General features: G+C 68.8%; 18 protein-coding genes. 9 read left to right on the forward strand and 9 right to left on the reverse strand.

What is annotated here, in order from left to right; genetic code table 11:
* Window positions 1-121: 121 nt before the first annotated feature.
* The 4 genes from HVO_RS08385 to HVO_RS08400 all read right to left on the reverse strand — a co-directional run bounded on the left by HVO_RS08385 (window position 122) and on the right by HVO_RS08400 (window position 2,558).
* Entirely contained in the window at window positions 122-526 is a 405-nt protein-coding gene (locus tag HVO_RS08385; RefSeq protein ID WP_004044168.1) for a TRAM domain-containing protein, read from the reverse strand.
* 64 nt (window positions 527-590) lie between these two features.
* Window positions 591-1,286, reverse strand: a complete 696-nt coding sequence (locus HVO_RS08390; protein WP_004044167.1) for a YkgJ family cysteine cluster protein — start codon at window positions 1,284-1,286, stop codon at window positions 591-593.
* Window positions 1,287-1,382: 96 nt separating this feature from the next.
* Window positions 1,383-2,171 carry an MBL fold metallo-hydrolase gene (locus tag HVO_RS08395; RefSeq protein ID WP_004044166.1) on the reverse strand — a complete coding sequence of 263 codons (789 nt, stop codon included), beginning with the start codon at window positions 2,169-2,171 and terminating at the stop codon, window positions 1,383-1,385.
* Window positions 2,172-2,285: 114 nt separating this feature from the next.
* Window positions 2,286-2,558: a winged helix-turn-helix domain-containing protein gene (locus HVO_RS08400; RefSeq protein WP_004044165.1), complete on the reverse strand. Its 273-nt coding sequence runs from the start codon at window positions 2,556-2,558 to the stop codon at window positions 2,286-2,288.
* A 396-nt stretch (window positions 2,559-2,954) separates the two neighbouring features.
* Between HVO_RS08400 and HVO_RS08405 the strand changes: the two genes are divergently transcribed.
* Together HVO_RS08405 and HVO_RS08410 are read left to right on the forward strand one after the other, a co-directional pair.
* Complete coding sequence (locus HVO_RS08405) at window positions 2,955-3,710, forward strand: class I SAM-dependent methyltransferase (RefSeq protein WP_013035475.1); 756 nt, start codon at window positions 2,955-2,957, stop codon at window positions 3,708-3,710.
* A gap of 70 nt (window positions 3,711-3,780) precedes the next feature.
* Window positions 3,781-4,683 (forward strand): glycosyltransferase family 2 protein, encoded by a 903-nt coding sequence (locus HVO_RS08410; protein WP_004044163.1) that lies wholly within the window; start codon window positions 3,781-3,783, stop codon window positions 4,681-4,683.
* Window positions 4,684-4,692: 9 nt separating this feature from the next.
* Here HVO_RS08410 and HVO_RS08415 read toward each other — a convergent pair whose 3' ends face one another.
* Window positions 4,693-5,517 (reverse strand): amidohydrolase family protein, encoded by an 825-nt coding sequence (locus HVO_RS08415; RefSeq protein ID WP_004044162.1) that lies wholly within the window; start codon window positions 5,515-5,517, stop codon window positions 4,693-4,695.
* Window positions 5,518-5,704: 187 nt separating this feature from the next.
* On the opposite strand from HVO_RS08415, the gene HVO_RS08420 reads away from it, so the two are divergent.
* The 4 genes from HVO_RS08420 (at window position 5,705) to HVO_RS08435 (ending at window position 9,935) form a co-directional block, all read left to right on the forward strand.
* Entirely contained in the window at window positions 5,705-6,355 is a 651-nt protein-coding gene (locus HVO_RS08420) for a helix-turn-helix domain-containing protein (protein ID WP_004044161.1), read from the forward strand.
* Between the two features lie 54 nt (window positions 6,356-6,409).
* Window positions 6,410-6,691: a HalOD1 output domain-containing protein gene (locus HVO_RS08425; RefSeq protein WP_004044160.1), complete on the forward strand. Its 282-nt coding sequence runs from the start codon at window positions 6,410-6,412 to the stop codon at window positions 6,689-6,691.
* A gap of 174 nt (window positions 6,692-6,865) precedes the next feature.
* On the forward strand, window positions 6,866-8,428 hold the full coding sequence (thsA, locus tag HVO_RS08430) for a thermosome subunit alpha (RefSeq protein ID WP_004044159.1): 1,563 nt from the start codon (window positions 6,866-6,868) through the stop codon (window positions 8,426-8,428).
* A gap of 187 nt (window positions 8,429-8,615) precedes the next feature.
* Window positions 8,616-9,935, forward strand: a complete 1,320-nt coding sequence (locus HVO_RS08435) for an APC family permease (protein WP_004044158.1) — start codon at window positions 8,616-8,618, stop codon at window positions 9,933-9,935.
* Window positions 9,936-9,968: 33 nt separating this feature from the next.
* On the opposite strand, the gene HVO_RS08440 is transcribed toward HVO_RS08435, so the two are convergent.
* From HVO_RS08440 to HVO_RS08450, 3 genes are read right to left on the reverse strand one after another with little or no spacing between them, the layout of a single operon-like run.
* The gene (locus HVO_RS08440) at window positions 9,969-10,625 is read right to left on the reverse strand and encodes a trimeric intracellular cation channel family protein (RefSeq protein WP_004044157.1); all 657 of its coding nucleotides are present in this window, start codon (window positions 10,623-10,625) and stop codon (window positions 9,969-9,971) included.
* A complete protein-coding gene (locus tag HVO_RS08445; RefSeq protein WP_004044156.1) occupies window positions 10,625-11,413 on the reverse strand; it encodes an SAM hydrolase/SAM-dependent halogenase family protein in 789 nt (262 codons plus the stop codon). Before HVO_RS08445 ends, HVO_RS08440 begins: the two co-directional genes overlap by 1 nt.
* Before the next feature lies 1 nt (window position 11,414).
* Window positions 11,415-11,960, reverse strand: coding sequence for a nicotinamide-nucleotide adenylyltransferase (locus HVO_RS08450; RefSeq protein WP_004044155.1), 546 nt, complete (start codon window positions 11,958-11,960; stop codon window positions 11,415-11,417).
* A gap of 169 nt (window positions 11,961-12,129) precedes the next feature.
* Here HVO_RS08450 and lonB point away from each other — a divergent pair, with 169 nt between their 5' ends.
* The 3 genes from lonB (at window position 12,130) to HVO_RS08465 (ending at window position 15,681) form a co-directional block, all read left to right on the forward strand.
* Window positions 12,130-14,214, forward strand: coding sequence for an ATP-dependent protease LonB (gene lonB / locus HVO_RS08455; RefSeq protein WP_004044154.1), 2,085 nt, complete (start codon window positions 12,130-12,132; stop codon window positions 14,212-14,214).
* Window positions 14,215-14,220: 6 nt separating this feature from the next.
* The gene (locus HVO_RS08460) at window positions 14,221-15,240 is read left to right on the forward strand and encodes a CPBP family intramembrane glutamic endopeptidase (RefSeq protein WP_004044153.1); all 1,020 of its coding nucleotides are present in this window, start codon (window positions 14,221-14,223) and stop codon (window positions 15,238-15,240) included.
* Between the two features lie 102 nt (window positions 15,241-15,342).
* Window positions 15,343-15,681: a hypothetical protein gene (locus HVO_RS08465; protein WP_004044152.1), complete on the forward strand. Its 339-nt coding sequence runs from the start codon at window positions 15,343-15,345 to the stop codon at window positions 15,679-15,681.
* 16 nt (window positions 15,682-15,697) lie between these two features.
* Here the strand turns inward: HVO_RS08465 and HVO_RS08470 are convergent, their stop codons facing one another.
* On the reverse strand, window positions 15,698-16,153 hold the full coding sequence (locus HVO_RS08470) for an MGMT family protein (RefSeq protein WP_004044151.1): 456 nt from the start codon (window positions 16,151-16,153) through the stop codon (window positions 15,698-15,700).
* Window positions 16,154-16,175 lie beyond the last annotated feature (22 nt).

Consider the following 16,175-nt stretch of genomic DNA (forward strand, 5'->3'; position numbering starts at 1 on the left):
CTCTGCGCGCCCGACGCGTTCACTCGCAAGCGTGGTGCGTCGTTCACTTGCAGCCGTGGTCTGTCGGTGGGGTGAGCACTGTCGGTGCGGCGGACGGCGTCGAACCGCGAAAAGAGCGCCGTCAGAAGTCGTCTTCGACGACCTCGCCGACGGCGAAGTTAGACTTGACTTCGGTGATTTCGACTTTCACGCGCTCGCCGACTTCCGTGCCGGGAACGATGATGACGTAGCCGCGTTCGACGCGGGCGATACCGTCGCCCTGCTTGCCGATGTCCTCGATTTCGACGTAGCGGAGTTCGCCGGCTTCGACGGGCGGTTGCGGTTCGTTCGTGGGCGTCGGTCCGGCGTTCGGTTCGGACTCGGCGGGTTCGTTCGATTCGCGGGAGATGAGCGCGACGCGGTACGTCTCGCCGGGTTCGACGGTCCCGGTCTCGACTTCGCGGCGCGGAATTTCGACGACGTAGCGGTCGTCCTCGGTGCGAACGTCAGCATTGAACAGACACAGGAGTTTATCTGAGATTTCCACCGTAAGACCTCCAATATGTGGTCAGGCCGGAGTGTTAAAGATGTACCGCAGTCAGCGGATTCGACTACTGAACCCGCGTCCCGTCGGGCCGTTTCGCGCCCTCCGAGTCGTGGACGACGACCTCGCCCGGCCCGGTCTCGACCGACTCGTACGCGTCGGTGACGCCCCGCGCCTCGCGGAGCTCTCGAACCGCTCGCTCTTTCAGCGCCCGCGCCAGTTCCTCCGCGTCCGCCCGGGAGATGTCCCGGCCGAGGCCCTCGCACTCGTGGGCGCGGACGACGCCCTCCTCGTCGACGGCCTCGCCCATCGGCTGGCTCGTGCCGCCGAGGGCGACGCTGAACGGGTAGGTCTCGCAGATGAGCGGGCGGTCCTCGTGGACCTGACAAGCGCCCCGCCCGGAGTCGTCTCCCTCGTAGAATCGGCAGTCGCCGCAGGCGGTCGTCTGGAGCGCCCACTCGAACGTCTCGCCCTCGGGGCCGTCGTCGCCCTCGACGAGGCCGTAGGGCATCGGTCGGGCCACGTCCCGCCACTCCATCGGGGTTCCCGACTCGCCTTTCGAGTCGTCTCCGCCGGCCTCCTGCAAGGCGCGCACCTCGTCGGGGAAGACGGTCGCCGTGTGCGGTTCGGGGCCGTCGTCGCCCTCGTAGCCCTTACAGCAGGCCCCGCAGCGCGTGCACTCGAAGCCGATGGACTCGATGGCGTCGGCGAGTTCCGACACGTCGAGGTCGCGGGCGCGGTCCAGTTCGGCGTCGAGGTCCATACCCGCGATGCGGGCGCGAGCCCAAAGAGGGGCGCGGTTTTTCGCGGGGGCGCGACCCCCGGCCACCCGCGGTCTCGGACACCGACGACGCGCGCCCTATCGCGGTTCGACTCGCTCGGCCTCGGGGTCCCAGCGGACCCGCCGCTCGGCGGCCAGTTTCTCGATGTGGGCGACGACCGTCGCGCGGGCGAGGTCGCGCACGGCGGACACGTCCTTGTCGTAGGCGGCGTCGGTCACGGCGTCCGGCGTCGCGTTCCCGGCGCGCACCGCGTCGAGGACGGCCCGCTCGCGGTCGTTTCGGTGCGCGACGAGTCGCGCGAGCGTCGCCCGCGGGTCCGTGATTTCGGGGCCGTGACCCGGACGCAGTCGCTCGGGACCGCGCGCGTGGAGTCGCCTGAGCGCGACGAGGTAGGCCCGAACGTCGCCCTCGGGCGCGCCCACGACGACGCTGCCCTCGGCCACCGCGAGGTCGCCGCAGAGCACGTCGTCGCCGGCGACGAAGCTCACGTGGTCGCGGGCGTGCCCCGGCGTGTCGAGCACCTCGACGCCCGCGCCGACGGGGACGGTCGTCCCCTCCGCGAACGTCCGGTCGGGGTCGACTCCGGTCGCGGCCGAGAAGGCGCGCTCGCGGCCGCGACGACACCAGACCGTCGCGCCGGTCTCGCGGGCGTAGGCGGCGACCGCGCCGACGTGGTCCGCGTGGGTGTGGGTGACCGCGAGGTGGTCGACGCCCTCGCGCGCGACGAGGTCGTCGAGGCGGTCGGTGCGGGCCGCGGGGTCGACGAGCAGCGTGTCGCCGCCGCCGGCGACGAGGTAGGCGTTCGTCGCGCCGGTCGGCGCGCGGGTTGCGGTTGCGACGAGGACGGAGACGCGCGTGGCGTGCATGGCGGCGGCTACGCTCGCCGGCGGGTTAGGTCGTTCGAGAGAAGTGGTGGCTTGGTCTGCGGGAGTGCGCCCCCGCGGGCGGTGGTCTGTCGCGCTATCGGTGGGACCGCGAGCTTACGTGTTGAGGAAGTAGACCTGCTTTCGCGCGTCCTTGAAGGAGTAGCGCGAGCCGACGAGGTCGGACTCTTCGAGACGGTTGAGCGCGTAGCGGACGGTACGGTCCGGCAGCAGCGACTCCTCCGCGAGCTGGCCCTGCGAGAGGGGCGCGTCGCTTTCGAGGACTTTTGCGACGAGCTTCGCGCTCGGGGGAAGCTCGCGGAGGCGCTCTCGGAACTCGGCTTCCGAGAGCAGGTCTTCAGTATCTGGCTCTGCGGTGGTGGTGCTCATACCCGTCACAGTCGGTTGCTCCGTGTTAAGGGTTAGCTACAAGTGTGTGAAAAGAATCCAGACACATAATACACATATTAACATCGTGCGTTTGTTGGGAAATCGACCGTGAGTAGGCGTCTCACTCCACGTTTCGCATCGTATCGACCGCTGGAGTGCCGAGTCGATAGCTCCCGAGCGGCGCGTGACAGTCCGGGCAGTGGACGACGAGCCACCCTTCGCTGACGTGTCGTGTTAACGCGTCCGCCTCGCAGATCGCGCCGCAGTTTCCACACGTTGGCATATACCATGGTGCGCGCTCGGCAGACGAAAACCCCTCCCCTCCGCCCGTCGAACCCCGCTTCCGCACCGCGTATCCAGTACCGTTTTACGGTCCCCCCCGCGAGTATGCGTAGCGTGAAAGGAAAGGAGTGGTACCAGGCCGACGAGGTCGCCCAGGAGTACGACTCGAAGCGGTTCTCCAAGGGCGGTCGGCTCATCGACCGGCGAGAGAAGGAGGCGGTCCTCGCGGCGCTCGGCCCCGTCGAGGACAAGAACATCCTCGAAATCGCCTGCGGGACCGGCCGGTTCACCGTGATGCTCGCCCAGGAGGGGGCGAACGTCGTCGGACTGGACATCTCGCGGGCGATGATGGTACAGGGGCGAGAGAAGGCCCGCAGAGCGGGCGTCGCCGACCGCATCGAGTTCCTCCGCGGCGACGCGGCGCGGCTGCCGTTCCCGGACGACCACTTCGACGCGGTGTTCGCGATGCGGTTTTTCCACCTCGCGGACGCCCCGGCGAAGTTCTTAGCCGAGATGGCCCGCGTCTCGAAAGGACAGGTGTTCTTCGACACCTTCAACGACGGGAGCCTCCGGGTGGCCTACAACTGGCTGCTCCCGATGGGGTCGCGGCTCTACTCGGAACGCGACGTGCGGCGGCTGCTCGGCGACGCCGGACTCGACCTCGCGGGTGCGAAGCACGACTTCGTCATCCCGTTCGGCTTCTACCGGAAGGTCCCCAACGGCATCGCACAGGCCTTCCGCTCGCTCGACCTCGCCGTCGGCGACTCGCCGCTCGGCGACGACCTCGCGTCCGTGTCGTACTGGAACGCGCGGGTCGAATCCGCCGACGAGTCGTCTCGCGCGGCGACGCGGGCGAGCGACGCCGAGTGAGGCGTTCTCACGGCAGATTTTAACACGGTTCTCGATTCACATTTAAGTACGTCCACCGCAACTGTCGGGTATGGACCTCTCGGTTGTGCTCCCGACGCTCAACGGTCGGGACCGGCTCGCCACCAGCCTCGACGCGCTGGCCGAGCACGCCCCCGACGCGGAAGTCGTCGTCGTCAACGGTCCCTCCGCCGACGGCACGACCGGGATGGTGAGAGAGCGCGACGACGTGGACGTGCTGGTCGAAATCTCCGACCGCAACCTCAACGTCGCCCGTAACGCCGGCCTCGAAGTCGCCGGCGGCGACGTGGTCGCACTCCTTCGATACGACCTCTCCGTCGAGTCGTCGTGGCTGTCGGCGCTCGAAGCCGGCATCGCCGACGGCGACGTGGTTACCGGGCCGATGCACCAGACGCTCCGCAACGGCATGACGACCGAGTCGCTCGAACGGAACGCCATCGGCGGCCGCACGGTGACGTACTTCAACGGCGGCAACGTCGCGTTCCGCCGCGGGGCCATCGACGCCCTCGACGGCTTCGACGAGTACCTCCAGACGGGCGGCGCGCGCGACGCGGCCCACCGCCTCGCCGGGTTCGACCGCTCCGTCGCGTGGGCTCCCGAGATGTGCGTCCGCCGCGAGTTCGAGGCCGACGGCGGCGTCTCGGAGCGCGACTGGGGCTGGAAGTACCGCTCTCTGACCTATCGACTCGTGAAGAACTACGGCATCAGACCGGGGACCGTCAAGCGGACGGTGACACACGCGGTTTCGGACGGCGTCGACGCCGCCCTCGGCGTCCTGCGAGGCGACGTGACGCCGTCGGGCTGGGTCGGGTCCGTCCGCGACGTGGTCGGCGGCATCGCCACGGGCGTCTCCGACGGGTTGGTCGCCCGCGCCCGCGACCGAACTCGCACGCGGAACCCCCACGGCCGGTCGAAGCGCGCCGACCGCGCCGTCGCCCGATACGACCGGCGCTGATTCGCCTCCTTACTGTTCTCCGGGGCCGAGCGCCGCGATGACCCGCGCCGCGTTCTTCGAGAACGCCTTCGCCAGCGCGTCTTCCGACACGTCGAGCGTCAGTATCTCCATGACGCCCACGTTCGGGTGGGTCTCGGGCGCGCCGCTGCCGAACAGCACCCGGTCCGGGTGTTCGAGCAGCGCGCGTTCGAGCACGCTCCGGTAGCGGACGAAACTCGTGTCGAGATAGAGGTCTTCGTGGTCGTCGAGGAGGTCGATAGCCTCGTCCATCAGCCCGCGGTCGAGCGGGAAGCCGCCGAACCCCGACAGGATGACCGGGAACCGCCCGAGCAGCGACTGGGCGACGGCGCTCGGCTCGAAGGCCTGCCCGCCCTCGACGAAGACCGGCAGCCCCACGTCCTCCAGCATCGCCAGCGTCTCGTCGTCCGGGAGCCCGTCGACCGCCGGCGCGAGCGAAAAACCGTGGAAGCGGTCGTCGTAGGCGTACTGTTCGATGTCGTCGGGGTCGGCGTGGTGGTCCGCCCGCGACGACCTGAAGTTCCGGAGTCGCGCCGAGGCCCGGCCGCTCGGGTCGCGCGGGCCGTTGATGCGGGCGAACGCCAGAAACGGGCGGTCGACGCTCATCCGCGCGACAGCGTTGTTTGGGCGGAGGTAGCTCCCCGCGACCCGCTGTGCGCCCGGCGAGACGACGGCGCGAACGACGCCCGCCTGATGCAGTTCGCGCTCCAGGCGCTCGGGGCTTATCTCCCGCCCGCGTACCGCGACCGACCGCTCGTCGGGGTCGAGGCGGGCGTTCACGTCCACGACCCTGAACCCGTGTTCCAACTCCAGCATTGTGGTGTCACTCTCCGGTGGCTGTCAAATAGGTTGTAGAATCCGCCGTCGTCGTTTCACCGCGCTCACAGTATCGGCCGCTCGCCCGCCGGGGTTCGTTCATCGACGCGTGACGTTCATTCCTCCACAACGGTACGGAGAGAGCTTGAAACGCAACTTTTTGGCTTGGTACTCCTATCGTTCACGCGTGTGCCTCATCGCCGAGGTCGTTGCGCCGCTGTCCGCGGTCCCGCTCGGGTCCGCGGTCGAGGAACACGACGTGGAAGTCGAACTGGAACGCTCCGTTCCGACCGCCTCGCGGTCGGTGTCGTTCGTCTGGGTCCGCGGTCCCGACGCGGCGTCGTTCGGGGAGGCGGTGCGGTCGCTTCCGAGCGTCGACGACCTCACGCTCGTCGAATCCGTCTCGGGGCGGGTGCTCTACGGCGTCAGCTGGAACGTCTCACAGGTCCCGATTTTCGACGCGCTGGCCGAACGCGACGCGGTCCTCTTGGAGTGCCGCTCGACCGTCGACTCGTGGTGGCTCAAGCTTCGGGTGTCGTCGTACCGGGTGCTGACCGACCTCAGACGCGAGTGGGCGGCCCACGGCATCGACACCGAGTTCGACCGCATCACCACGGTCGCGGCCGAGGAAGCGCCGCCGGGCGAGGAGCTGACCGACGCGCAGCTCGAAACCCTGCTGCTCGCGCTCGAACGCGGCTACTTCGACGAACACCGGGCCACGTCGCTGGCCGAACTCGGCGCGGAACTCGGCATCTCGCGGCAGGCGGTCGCCGCCCGCCTCAAACGCGCGTACCGGACGCTCGCAGAGCGAATTCGAGACGAGCGACCCCCACAATAGCGGGTTACATAATCAACCCACATCAATAGGTACCCGACTACCCATTCGGATTGTATGGACGACCCGTTCGAAGATGGAGTTGGGTCCGTGGTAACTACCTCCGTCGACCGGTACGACGAGGTGGCGGTCGCCATCACTTCGGCGGTCGCGACGGCCACGGAACTCAGCCCACTCGAACTCCCGCCGCTCTCGGACATCGGCGTCGACCCCGAAGCCCTCGACGTTCTCTTTCACCCCTCTCACGACCCGTCTCGGCGGTTCTCGTTCCAGTACGCGGGACACCTCGTCTCGCTGTTCGGCGACGGGACGCTCACCGTCCACCCGCTCGACGAGTAGCCCTGCGCCCGTTTCGACGGAACCTCGCCCGGTCGCTGATTCGGGCCGTTGACACCTCGGACGAGATTCGAAAACCTTCGCCCTGTCGTGCGATTTCGTAGCTCACTTCCGGCGAAACGTATTTATAGAACTGCAATCGTTGATAGCGGTTGAGGTTTCAACATGGCTTCACGAATGCAGCAACCGTTATACATTCTCGCAGAGGGGACGAACCGAACGCACGGCCGCTCAGCGCAGGACTCCAACATCCGCGCCGGAAAGGCGGTCGCCGAAGCCGTACGGACCACACTCGGGCCACGCGGCATGGACAAGATGCTCGTCGACTCCTCGGGCGAGGTCGTCATCACGAACGACGGCGCGACCATTCTGGAGAAGATGGACATCGAGCACCCCGCCGCGCAGATGCTCGTCGAAGTCTCCCAGACCCAAGAGGAGGAAGTCGGCGACGGCACGACCACCGCGGCCGTCCTCACCGGCGAACTCCTCGCGCACGCCGAGGACCTCCTCGATGACGACCTCCATCCGACGGTCATCGTCGAGGGTTACACCGAGGCCGCCCGCATCGCCCAGGACGCCATCGACGACATGGTTCTCGACGTGACGCTCGACGACGACCTGCTCCGGAAGGTCGCTGAGTCCTCCATGACCGGCAAGGGCACCGGCGACGTGACCGCCGACGTGCTCGCCAAACACGTCGTCAAGGCGGTCCAGATGGTCCACGAAGACGACAACGGTGTGTTCCACCGCGACGACGTTCGCGTGCTCACCCGCACGGGCGCGTCCTCCTCGGCGACCGAACTCGTCGAGGGCGTCGTCCTCGACAAGGAGCCCGTCAACGAGAACATGCCGCGGTCCGTCTCCGACGCGACCGTCGCGGTCCTCGACATGAAACTCGACGTGCGCAAGAGCGAGGTCGACACCGAGTACAACATCACCTCCGTCGACCAGCTTACCGCGGCCATCGACGCCGAGGACAGCGAACTCCGCGGCTACGCGAAGGCGCTCGCGGACGCCGGCGTCGACGTGGTGTTCTGCACCAAGTCCATCGACGACCGCGTCGCGGGGTTCCTCGCTGACGCGGGCATCCTCGCGTTCAAGAGCGTGAAGAAGTCCGACGCCCGGGCCCTCGCCCGCGCGACCGGCGCGAAGCGCCTCGGCTCGCTTTCGGACCTCGACGAGTCCGACCTCGGCCGCGTCGACGCCGTCAGCATCCGCAGCTTCGGTGACGACGACCTCGCGTTCGTCGAGGGCGGCGCGGCGGCCAGGGCCGTCACGCTGTTCCTCCGCGGCGGCACCGAACACGTCGTCGACGAACTCGAACGCGCCATCGAAGACGCCGTCGACGTAGTCGTCGCCGCCATCGACAAGGGCGGCGTCGTCCCCGGCGCGGGCGCGACCGAAATCGCCATCGCCGACCGCATCCGCTCGGAGGCCGCCGGCATCGAGGGCCGCAAGCAGCTGGCCGTCGAAGCCTACGCCGACGCCGTCGAGGCGCTCCCGCGCACCCTCGCGGAGAACACCGGCATGGACCCCATCGACGCGCTCGTCGACCTCCGCGCCCGCTACGAGACCGAGGGCCTCGCCGGCATCATCTCCTCGGGCCGCTCCGGCGAAATCGGTGACCCCGTCGAACTCGGCGTCATCGACCCCGTCGCGGTCAAGCGCGAAGCCATCGAGTCCGCGACCGAGGCCGCGACGATGATCGTCCGCATCGACGACGTCATCGCCGCCAAGTAATCGCTCCGCTCGCAGAACGCACTCCCCCCATCAAACCCATCTCCGGCGGCGCTCCCGCCGCCGGGGCACTTCGTGTCGCTTTTCGCGGTCGTGCCGCCCACAGCCACTCTCTCCGGAGCCGCGCCGCCGAATAATACCTCTCAACTGGCCGCTACGTTCTTCCGTCGCGAGCGTCGAACTGCACGCCATGTCAGACGAAGTCGGGCTTCCGGAAGCCGTGTCGATGGCGATTGGGGGCATGGTCGGCGGCGGCATCTTCGCCGTGCTCGGCGTCGTCGCCGGCGCGGCCGGGACGCTCGCGTGGGCGGCGTTCGTCGTCGCCGGCGTGCTCGCGGTCTGTGCCGGCTACTCGCTGCTCCGACTGAACGGGCTGTGCGAGTCGCCGCGGTCGCCCGTCGGCTACGTCGAGCGCTTCACCGACGACAACACCACGCTCGCGGGCGTCGTGGGCTGGACGTTCGTCTTCGGCTACGTCGGGACGATGGCGATGTACGCCTACGCCTTCGGCGGTTACTTCGTCGAACTCACCGGCGTCTCGACGGTCGCGTCGGTCTCGATACAGCCGTTCGTCTCCGCGCTCACCGTCGCCGCGTTCGTGAGCCTCAACGTCTTCGGGGCGCACGCCTCGGGGCGGGCCGAAGACGTTCTGGTCGGCCTCAAGGTCGCCATCCTGCTCGTGTTCGGCGTCGGCGGCGTCGCCTACGGCGCGACCCACGGCGGCCTCTCCTTTGGCCTGTCGAACCTCGGTATCGGCCCGCTCGTCGCCGCCGCCGTCTCCTTCGTCGCCTTCGAGGGCTGGGAGCTCCTGCTGTTCGACCAGGAGAACATCGCCGACCCCCGCGAGACCGTCAGAAAGGCGATTTACATCTCCATCGCGGGCGCGACGGGGCTGTACATCATGGTCGCGCTCGTCACGACCAACCTCGCCGGCATCGACGCCATCCAACAGCACGCCGAGACCGCCCTCGCGGTCGCCGCCCGGCCGTTCCTCGGGCAGGCCGGGTTCGTCCTCATCTCCGTCGCGGCGCTGTTTTCGACGGGGAGCGCCATCAACGCCACGCTGTTCAGCTCCGCGCGGCTCTCGAAGCGCCTCGTCGCCGACGACCTGCTCCCGAGTCGCCTCCGCGACGCGTCCGCCGACGAGCCGGTTCGCCCGCTCGCGACGCTCGGCGTGCTCGCCGCCGGGTTCGCCTTTCTCGGGAGCCTCGACGCCATCAGTTCGTTCGCGTCGCTCGCGTTCATCAGCATCTTCGGCGGCCTCTCGTTTCTCGCGTTCCGGGAGCGCGAGGACCTCGCGACGGCCGTGGTTCCCGCCGTCGGGACCGTCGGCGGAGTTAGCTCGGCGGCCGCGCTCCTGTGGCACCTGTTCGACGCCGAGCGCGGGACGTTCTGGACCGTCCTCGCGCTCGCGGTGGTCGTCGTCGGCGTCGAGGTGCTCTACTTCGAGCGCGAGAGCATCGCAAGCGAGGTTCGGTCGGCGGAACGACGCGTGGAAAACGAGTTGTAAGGGTTCCGTTCCCGGTGGTCTCCCAGCCCCGCCTCAGACCCGCGGGAGCCGCCAGTCGTAGCGGAGCGCGAGCACCCGAACCGAGAAGACGACCGCGGCGCACAGCCCCGAGGGGACGCCGGTCGGCGCGCCGACCGCGCGGGCCGCGAGGAAGGCGAGGCCGCCGACGACGGCGGGCGTCGCGTAGAAGTCGTCGCGGAGGACGACCGGCACGCGCCCGATGAGGATGTCGGCGATGGAGCCGCCTCCGACGGCCGTGATGGTGGCGAGGATGACGACGCCGAACGACGTGACGCCGGCGTCGACGCCGACGAGCGCGCCGGTCGCCGCGAACGCCGACAGCCCGACCGCGTCGGTGGTCAGAAACGCCGGGTGGTCGCGCACGCGCCCCTCCATCGAGTGGATGAGGACGATTGCGAGGGCGACGCCGACGAGCGCGACGCTCATGTCCCACGTCCCCGCGAGCGAGGCCGGCAGCCGGTCGACGAGCACGTCGCGGGTCGTCCCGCCGCCGAGGGCGGTCACGATGCCGAGCACGGAGACGCCGAACACGTCGAGGCCGGCCTCGGCGGCCTTGAGCGCGCCGGCGACCGCGAACGCGAGCAGGCCGACGACGTTCATCACCGCGAACGGGTCGATTTCGGGGACCGCGACGGCGGCGGGGGCCGAAACGAAAAGCAGCGTCGCCATCAGTCGACCCGGAGTTCGACGCGGTCGCCGGGCGCGAGGCCGAACGCCTCGTCGCCGCGGCCGTGGTTCACGTCGCACTCGACGTTGCCGTGGCTGCCGACCGTGACCAGTTTCTCGCCGCGCGCGACGGCCTCGAACGTGCGACCGACGGGGACCGACTCGCCGTTCACCCAGACGGTCTCGCCCGCCGCGTCGCGGACGAACGCGCCCGGCACGTTCGTGATGCAGTTGCCGAAGTCGTCGACGACGAGCACCTCGCCCGTCGCCTCGCGGCCGTCGTCGGAGACGGTCGCCTCGGAGAGGCGGCACTCGGAGAGCGAGCCGACGGGAATCGGTTCGAAGCGGTCGACCGACCCGAGCGCCGACGCGCCGGCGACGTGGGCGTCGGCGGCCGCGGGCGCGAACACGTCCCGCCCGTGGAAGGTCGTCGACTCGGGGTTCGGAACGTCGATTTCGTAGGCTTCGACGGGCGCGTCGTCGTCGAGTTCGGCGGCGACGCGTCTCGCCGGCGGGCGGAGGACGCCGTTGTCGGGACCGACGAAGACGTGGTCGCCAACCCGGAGGACGACCGCGCGGCGGTCGGTGCCGACGCCGGGGTCGACCACGACGAGATGGACCGCGGGCGGGAAGTACGGAAGCGTCTCGCGGAGCCAGAAGGCGGCCGCGCGAACGTCCTGTCGCGGGAGGTCGTGGGCCACGTCCACGAGTCGCCCGTCGGTCCGCGAGAGGACGACGCCCTTCATCGCGGCGGGGTACGCGAGCCCGAAGTCGGACGCGAGCGTAATCATCTCAACAGGGGTTGGGGTCCTCGTCGTCGTCGACGCGCTCGGCCCCGTCGGTGGCCGTGACGCGCTGGAGGCGCTCGATGCCGTCGATTTCGCGGACCACGTCGGCCACCTCGTCGGGGACGAGCGACTCCCAGTCGCGGTCTTCTATCATGCGCTGGCGGACCTCCGTGCCCTCTAGCACCTCGCGGTTGAACATGGGCGATTGGTGGACTTCGACGCCCGCCTCCGTGAACAGTTGGATGACGAGCGGGTTGTTGGAGTACGCCACCTCGAACGCGGGGGACATCGACTGGACGTGGCTGACCCACACCGAGTTGCGGTCGAGGTCCTCGATGGGGACCGCGTAGGTCGTGATGTCGAAATCCGAGACGGCCTTGTTGACCATCATGATTCGTTCGCCCGCGGTGAACGGGTTCCGCGGCGAGTGGGAGTCGCCCGCGGACCCGATACCGAGGACGAGCTCGTTGACCTCGGCGGCAATCTCTTCGACCATTCGGTGGTGGCCGTTGTGGTACGGCTGAAACCGGCCGATGTAGAACCCCCGCATGCGTCGGGCGTTAGTCCGGATTACTTATAAATACGCCGAGTTCGGAGAACTCCGGTATTCTGGTGGTAGGAAGGTCGAAACGCGAGATTACGGCAAGAGCCACCGGATGGTGACGGGGAGAAAGTATATCAGTCGCAGGGCCTACGCTAGAAGTAGCGACGACAGTTCTATGAGTAACGATACGAACACCGACGACAGCCTCCACGAGCGGGAGGATTCACCCGACGACGCGCCCTCGGAAGAGGGTATCGACGACGGGGGGTCGCTCCAGCACGACGAGGCCGAAGAGGTCGACAAGAAGACGATCGACGACCTCGGGAGCGATGTCGAAATCGACGCCGACGTGGCCGAGAACGTGGACGAGAACGACCTCCTCGGTGGTCTCCAGATAGAGACGACCGACGAGATTCCCGTCCCGGACCGCCTCGTCGACCAGGTTATCGGGCAGGAACACGCCCGCGACGTCATCATGAAGGCGGCCAAGCAGCGCCGCCACGTCATGATGATCGGCTCCCCGGGGACGGGGAAGTCGATGCTCGCCAAGGCGATGTCCGAGCTTCTCCCCCGCGAGGAGCTGCAGGACGTGCTCGTCTACCACAACCCCGACGACGGCAATCGCCCCAAGGTCCGCACGGTCCCCGCGGGCAAGGGTGACCAAATCGTCGAGGCGCACAAAGAGGAGGCACGCAAGCGCAACCAGATGCGCTCGTTCCTCATGTGGATCATTATCGCGGTCGTGCTGGGCTACTCGCTCATCATCGCCCGGCAGGTCCTGCTCGGCATCCTCGCCGCGGGTATCATCTACCTCGCGTTCCGCTACGGCTCGCGCGGCAGCGACGCGATGATTCCGAACCTCATCGTGAACAACGCGGACCAGAAGTCCGCGCCCTTCCAGGACGCGACGGGTGCCCACGCGGGTGCGCTCCTCGGCGACGTCCGCCACGACCCGTTCCAGTCCGGCGGCATGGAAACGCCCAGCCACGACCGCGTCGAACCCGGCGCGATTCACAAGTCGAACAAGGGCGTCTTGTTCGTCGACGAGATCAACACGCTCGACGTGCGCAGCCAGCAGCACCTGATGACGGCCATCCAGGAGGGCGAGTTCTCCATCACGGGCCAGTCCGAGCGCTCCTCGGGCGCGATGGTCCAGACCGAACCCGTCCCGACGGACTTCATCATGATCGCCGCGGGTAACCTCGACGCGATGGAGAACATGCACCCCGCGCTCCGCTCCCGTATCAAGGGGTACGGGTACGAGGTGTACATGGACGACACCATCGAGGACACCCCCGAGATGCGCCGCAAGTACGCGCGCTTCGTGGCCCAAGAGGTCACCAACGACGGGCGGCTCCCGCACTTCACCGAGGAGGCGGTCGAGGAGCTCATCCTCGAAGCCCGCCGCCGCGCCGGCCGCAAGGGCCACCTCACCCTCGAATTCCGTAACCTCGGCGGCCTCGTCCGCGTCGCTGGCGACATCGCCCGCGGCGAGAACGCCGAGCTGACCACCCGTGACCACGTGCTGCAGGCCAAGCGCCGTGCGCGCTCCATCGAACAGCAGATCGCGGACCAGTACATCGAGCGCCGCAAGGACTACGAGCTCTCGGTCAACGACGGCTTCGTCACCGGCCGCGTCAACGGCCTCGCCGTCATGGGCGAAGACTCCGGTATCATGCTCCCCGTGATGGCCGAAGTCACGCCCTCGCAGGGTCCCGGCCAGGTCATCGCGACCGGCCAGCTCAAGGAGATGGCCGAAGAGTCCGTCCAGAACGTCTCGGCCATCATCAAGAAGTTCTCCAACCAGGACCTCTCGGAGATGGACGTGCACGTGCAGTTCGTCCAGACCGGCCAGCAGGGCGTCGACGGCGACTCCGCGTCCATCACGGTCGCGACCGCCGTCATCTCCGCGCTGGAGGACATCCCCATCGACCAGTCGGTCGCCATGACCGGCTCGCTGTCGGTGCGCGGCGACGTGCTCCCGGTCGGCGGCGTCACCCACAAAATCGAAGCCGCCGCGAAGGCCGGCTGTTCGACGGTCATCATCCCCGCCGCCAACGAGCAGGACGTGATGATCGAAGACGAGTACAAGGAGATGGTCGACATCATCCCCGTCTCGCACATCAGCGAGGTCCTCGACGTCGCCCTCGAAGGCGAACCTGAAAAGGACTCGCTCGTGGACCGCCTCAAGAGCATCACCGGCTCCGCCCTCAACAAGGGCCAGGGCGTCAAGGGCCCCTCCAGCCCCAGCCCGCAGTAACGCCGGATGACCGACTGGGCGGCGTTCGCGGGCTTCACCGGCCTCGTCCTCGCCGTCTTACTCTCTCTCGCACACTTTTCTCGCGGCGTCCCGCACGCGGAGGGGACCGGCTCCGACGCACTCGACGCGCCCGCCGCTCCGGGCGACGGCGCTTCCGATTCCGACTCCCGAGCGACTGCCGCGGACGACTCCGTTCCGACCGCTGCCGAGTCGGACGAGACCGACTGGTCGGCCGAACTCGACACCGTCTCTCTGGCTTCCTTCTCGGTCGACTCGACCGGCGCGTCACCGCGTCCCGAGCCGTCGACGCCCGCGGAGGCCGACGTTGTGGGCGACGCCCACGCTGACGTTGACGCTGGCCCCGAGTCCGACTCCGACCGGGCGACGCCGCCCGGCGTCACCGCGGCCCCCGTTTCGGCCGTCTCGGAGCGCTCGGCGTCCGCCGAGGACCTCCCGCCGCATCTCCTGCTCGCCAACGTCGCGCTCTCGCAGGCCTTTTTCGGCGGCTTTCTCGGCCTCGGCGCGTGGTACGCGGGCGTGCCGGCCGCGGCGCTCGGCCTCTCCGCCGCCGACCTCCCGACGCAACTCGCCGTCGGCGTCGGACTCGGACTCGCGCTCTACGGGGCCAACCGTGTCGGTTCGACGGTCAGCGAGCGGTTCGGCGTCGCGCCCGACGAGGCGGTCCGCGAGTCGTTGACGCCGCGGACGACCGCGGGCTGGGTGTTCCTGTTCGCGGTCGCACTTCCGCTCATCGCCGGCTTCGAGGAACTGCTCTTTCGGGGCGCGCTCGTCGGCGCGGTTGCCGCCGGCTTCGACGTGTCGCCGTGGCTCATGGCGGCCGTGTCGTCGGCCGCCTTCGGCGCGGGGCACGGCGCGCAGGGTCGACTCGGCATCATCGTCACCGGCCTCCTCGGGTTCGTCCTCGCGGCGGCGTTCGTCCTCACCGAGAGCCTGCTGGTCGTGGTCGTCGCCCACTACCTCGTGAACGCGCTGGAGTTCGCGGGCCACGAACTGTTCGGCTGGTAGCGGGGTCTCCCTGCGTCGGCGTCGGTGACGACCGCCGAACCACCCGCCGTCGCGGCCGCGGCGCGGGGATGCGTTCAAGTGTCCGCACCACGCGTAGCCGGTATGGACATCGACACGCGGCAGTTGACGCAGGCGGGGCTCATCGGTTATCTGGCGCTCGTCGTCGCGGCGTTCGCCACCGGGAACCCGACGCTCCGGCTCGCCGCCGACGCCGCCTTCGGGCTGACGGCGGTTCTCCTCGGCGTCGTCACGCTCCGGATTCCGGTCGACAGTCAACTCAAATACGTCGCCGGCGGCGGCTTCCTCCTCGCCGGCGTCTCGCAGTTCGCCGAACTCGCGACCGGCGTCCAGTCGGTCGGACTCGCGAGCACGCTGTTCCTCCTCGCCGGCCTGCTCGGCTACCTCGCGCTCCGCCGCGAGACCGACGCGATGCCGTTTTGAGGGGCGGTCCGCAGAATTAGATTCCTTCCGACTGCCGGAGCGCCTCGACCACGTCGTCTGGCGCGGCGCTCGGGCCGTCTTTCACGCGGTGGTCGGGGACGACGACCGGGACCGGGTTCGCCGCGAGCGCCTTGCGGACGACGCGATCCGAGTCGTCGTCCTCGGGGTCGAGGCCGGCCATGCGGACGAGGAGCGCCACGTCGACCGAGTCACCCCGCGGGACGTTCCGAAGCGACTCCAGCACGCTTCGCTGGTCGGTCGGGACGGTCAGTCCGATGGGGACCGACGAGAGGTCCGTCTGGCCCCGGTCGATGGCGGCCAACACGGCGTCGAGGTGGGCGTGGTCCGACTCGGAGTCCGCCGGCAGCGAGTCCGGAAACGAGACGTCGATGACCTTCCCGCTGACCACGCCGACCTGCACGGGGCGGCCGAGCGTGGACGATTCGCGCGCGTAGATTCCCGAGACGGGCATACGTTCGGCTCCCGTCGCCGGA

Source organism: Haloferax volcanii DS2 (assembly GCF_000025685.1).
Lineage (GTDB): Archaea > Halobacteriota > Halobacteria > Halobacteriales > Haloferacaceae > Haloferax > Haloferax volcanii.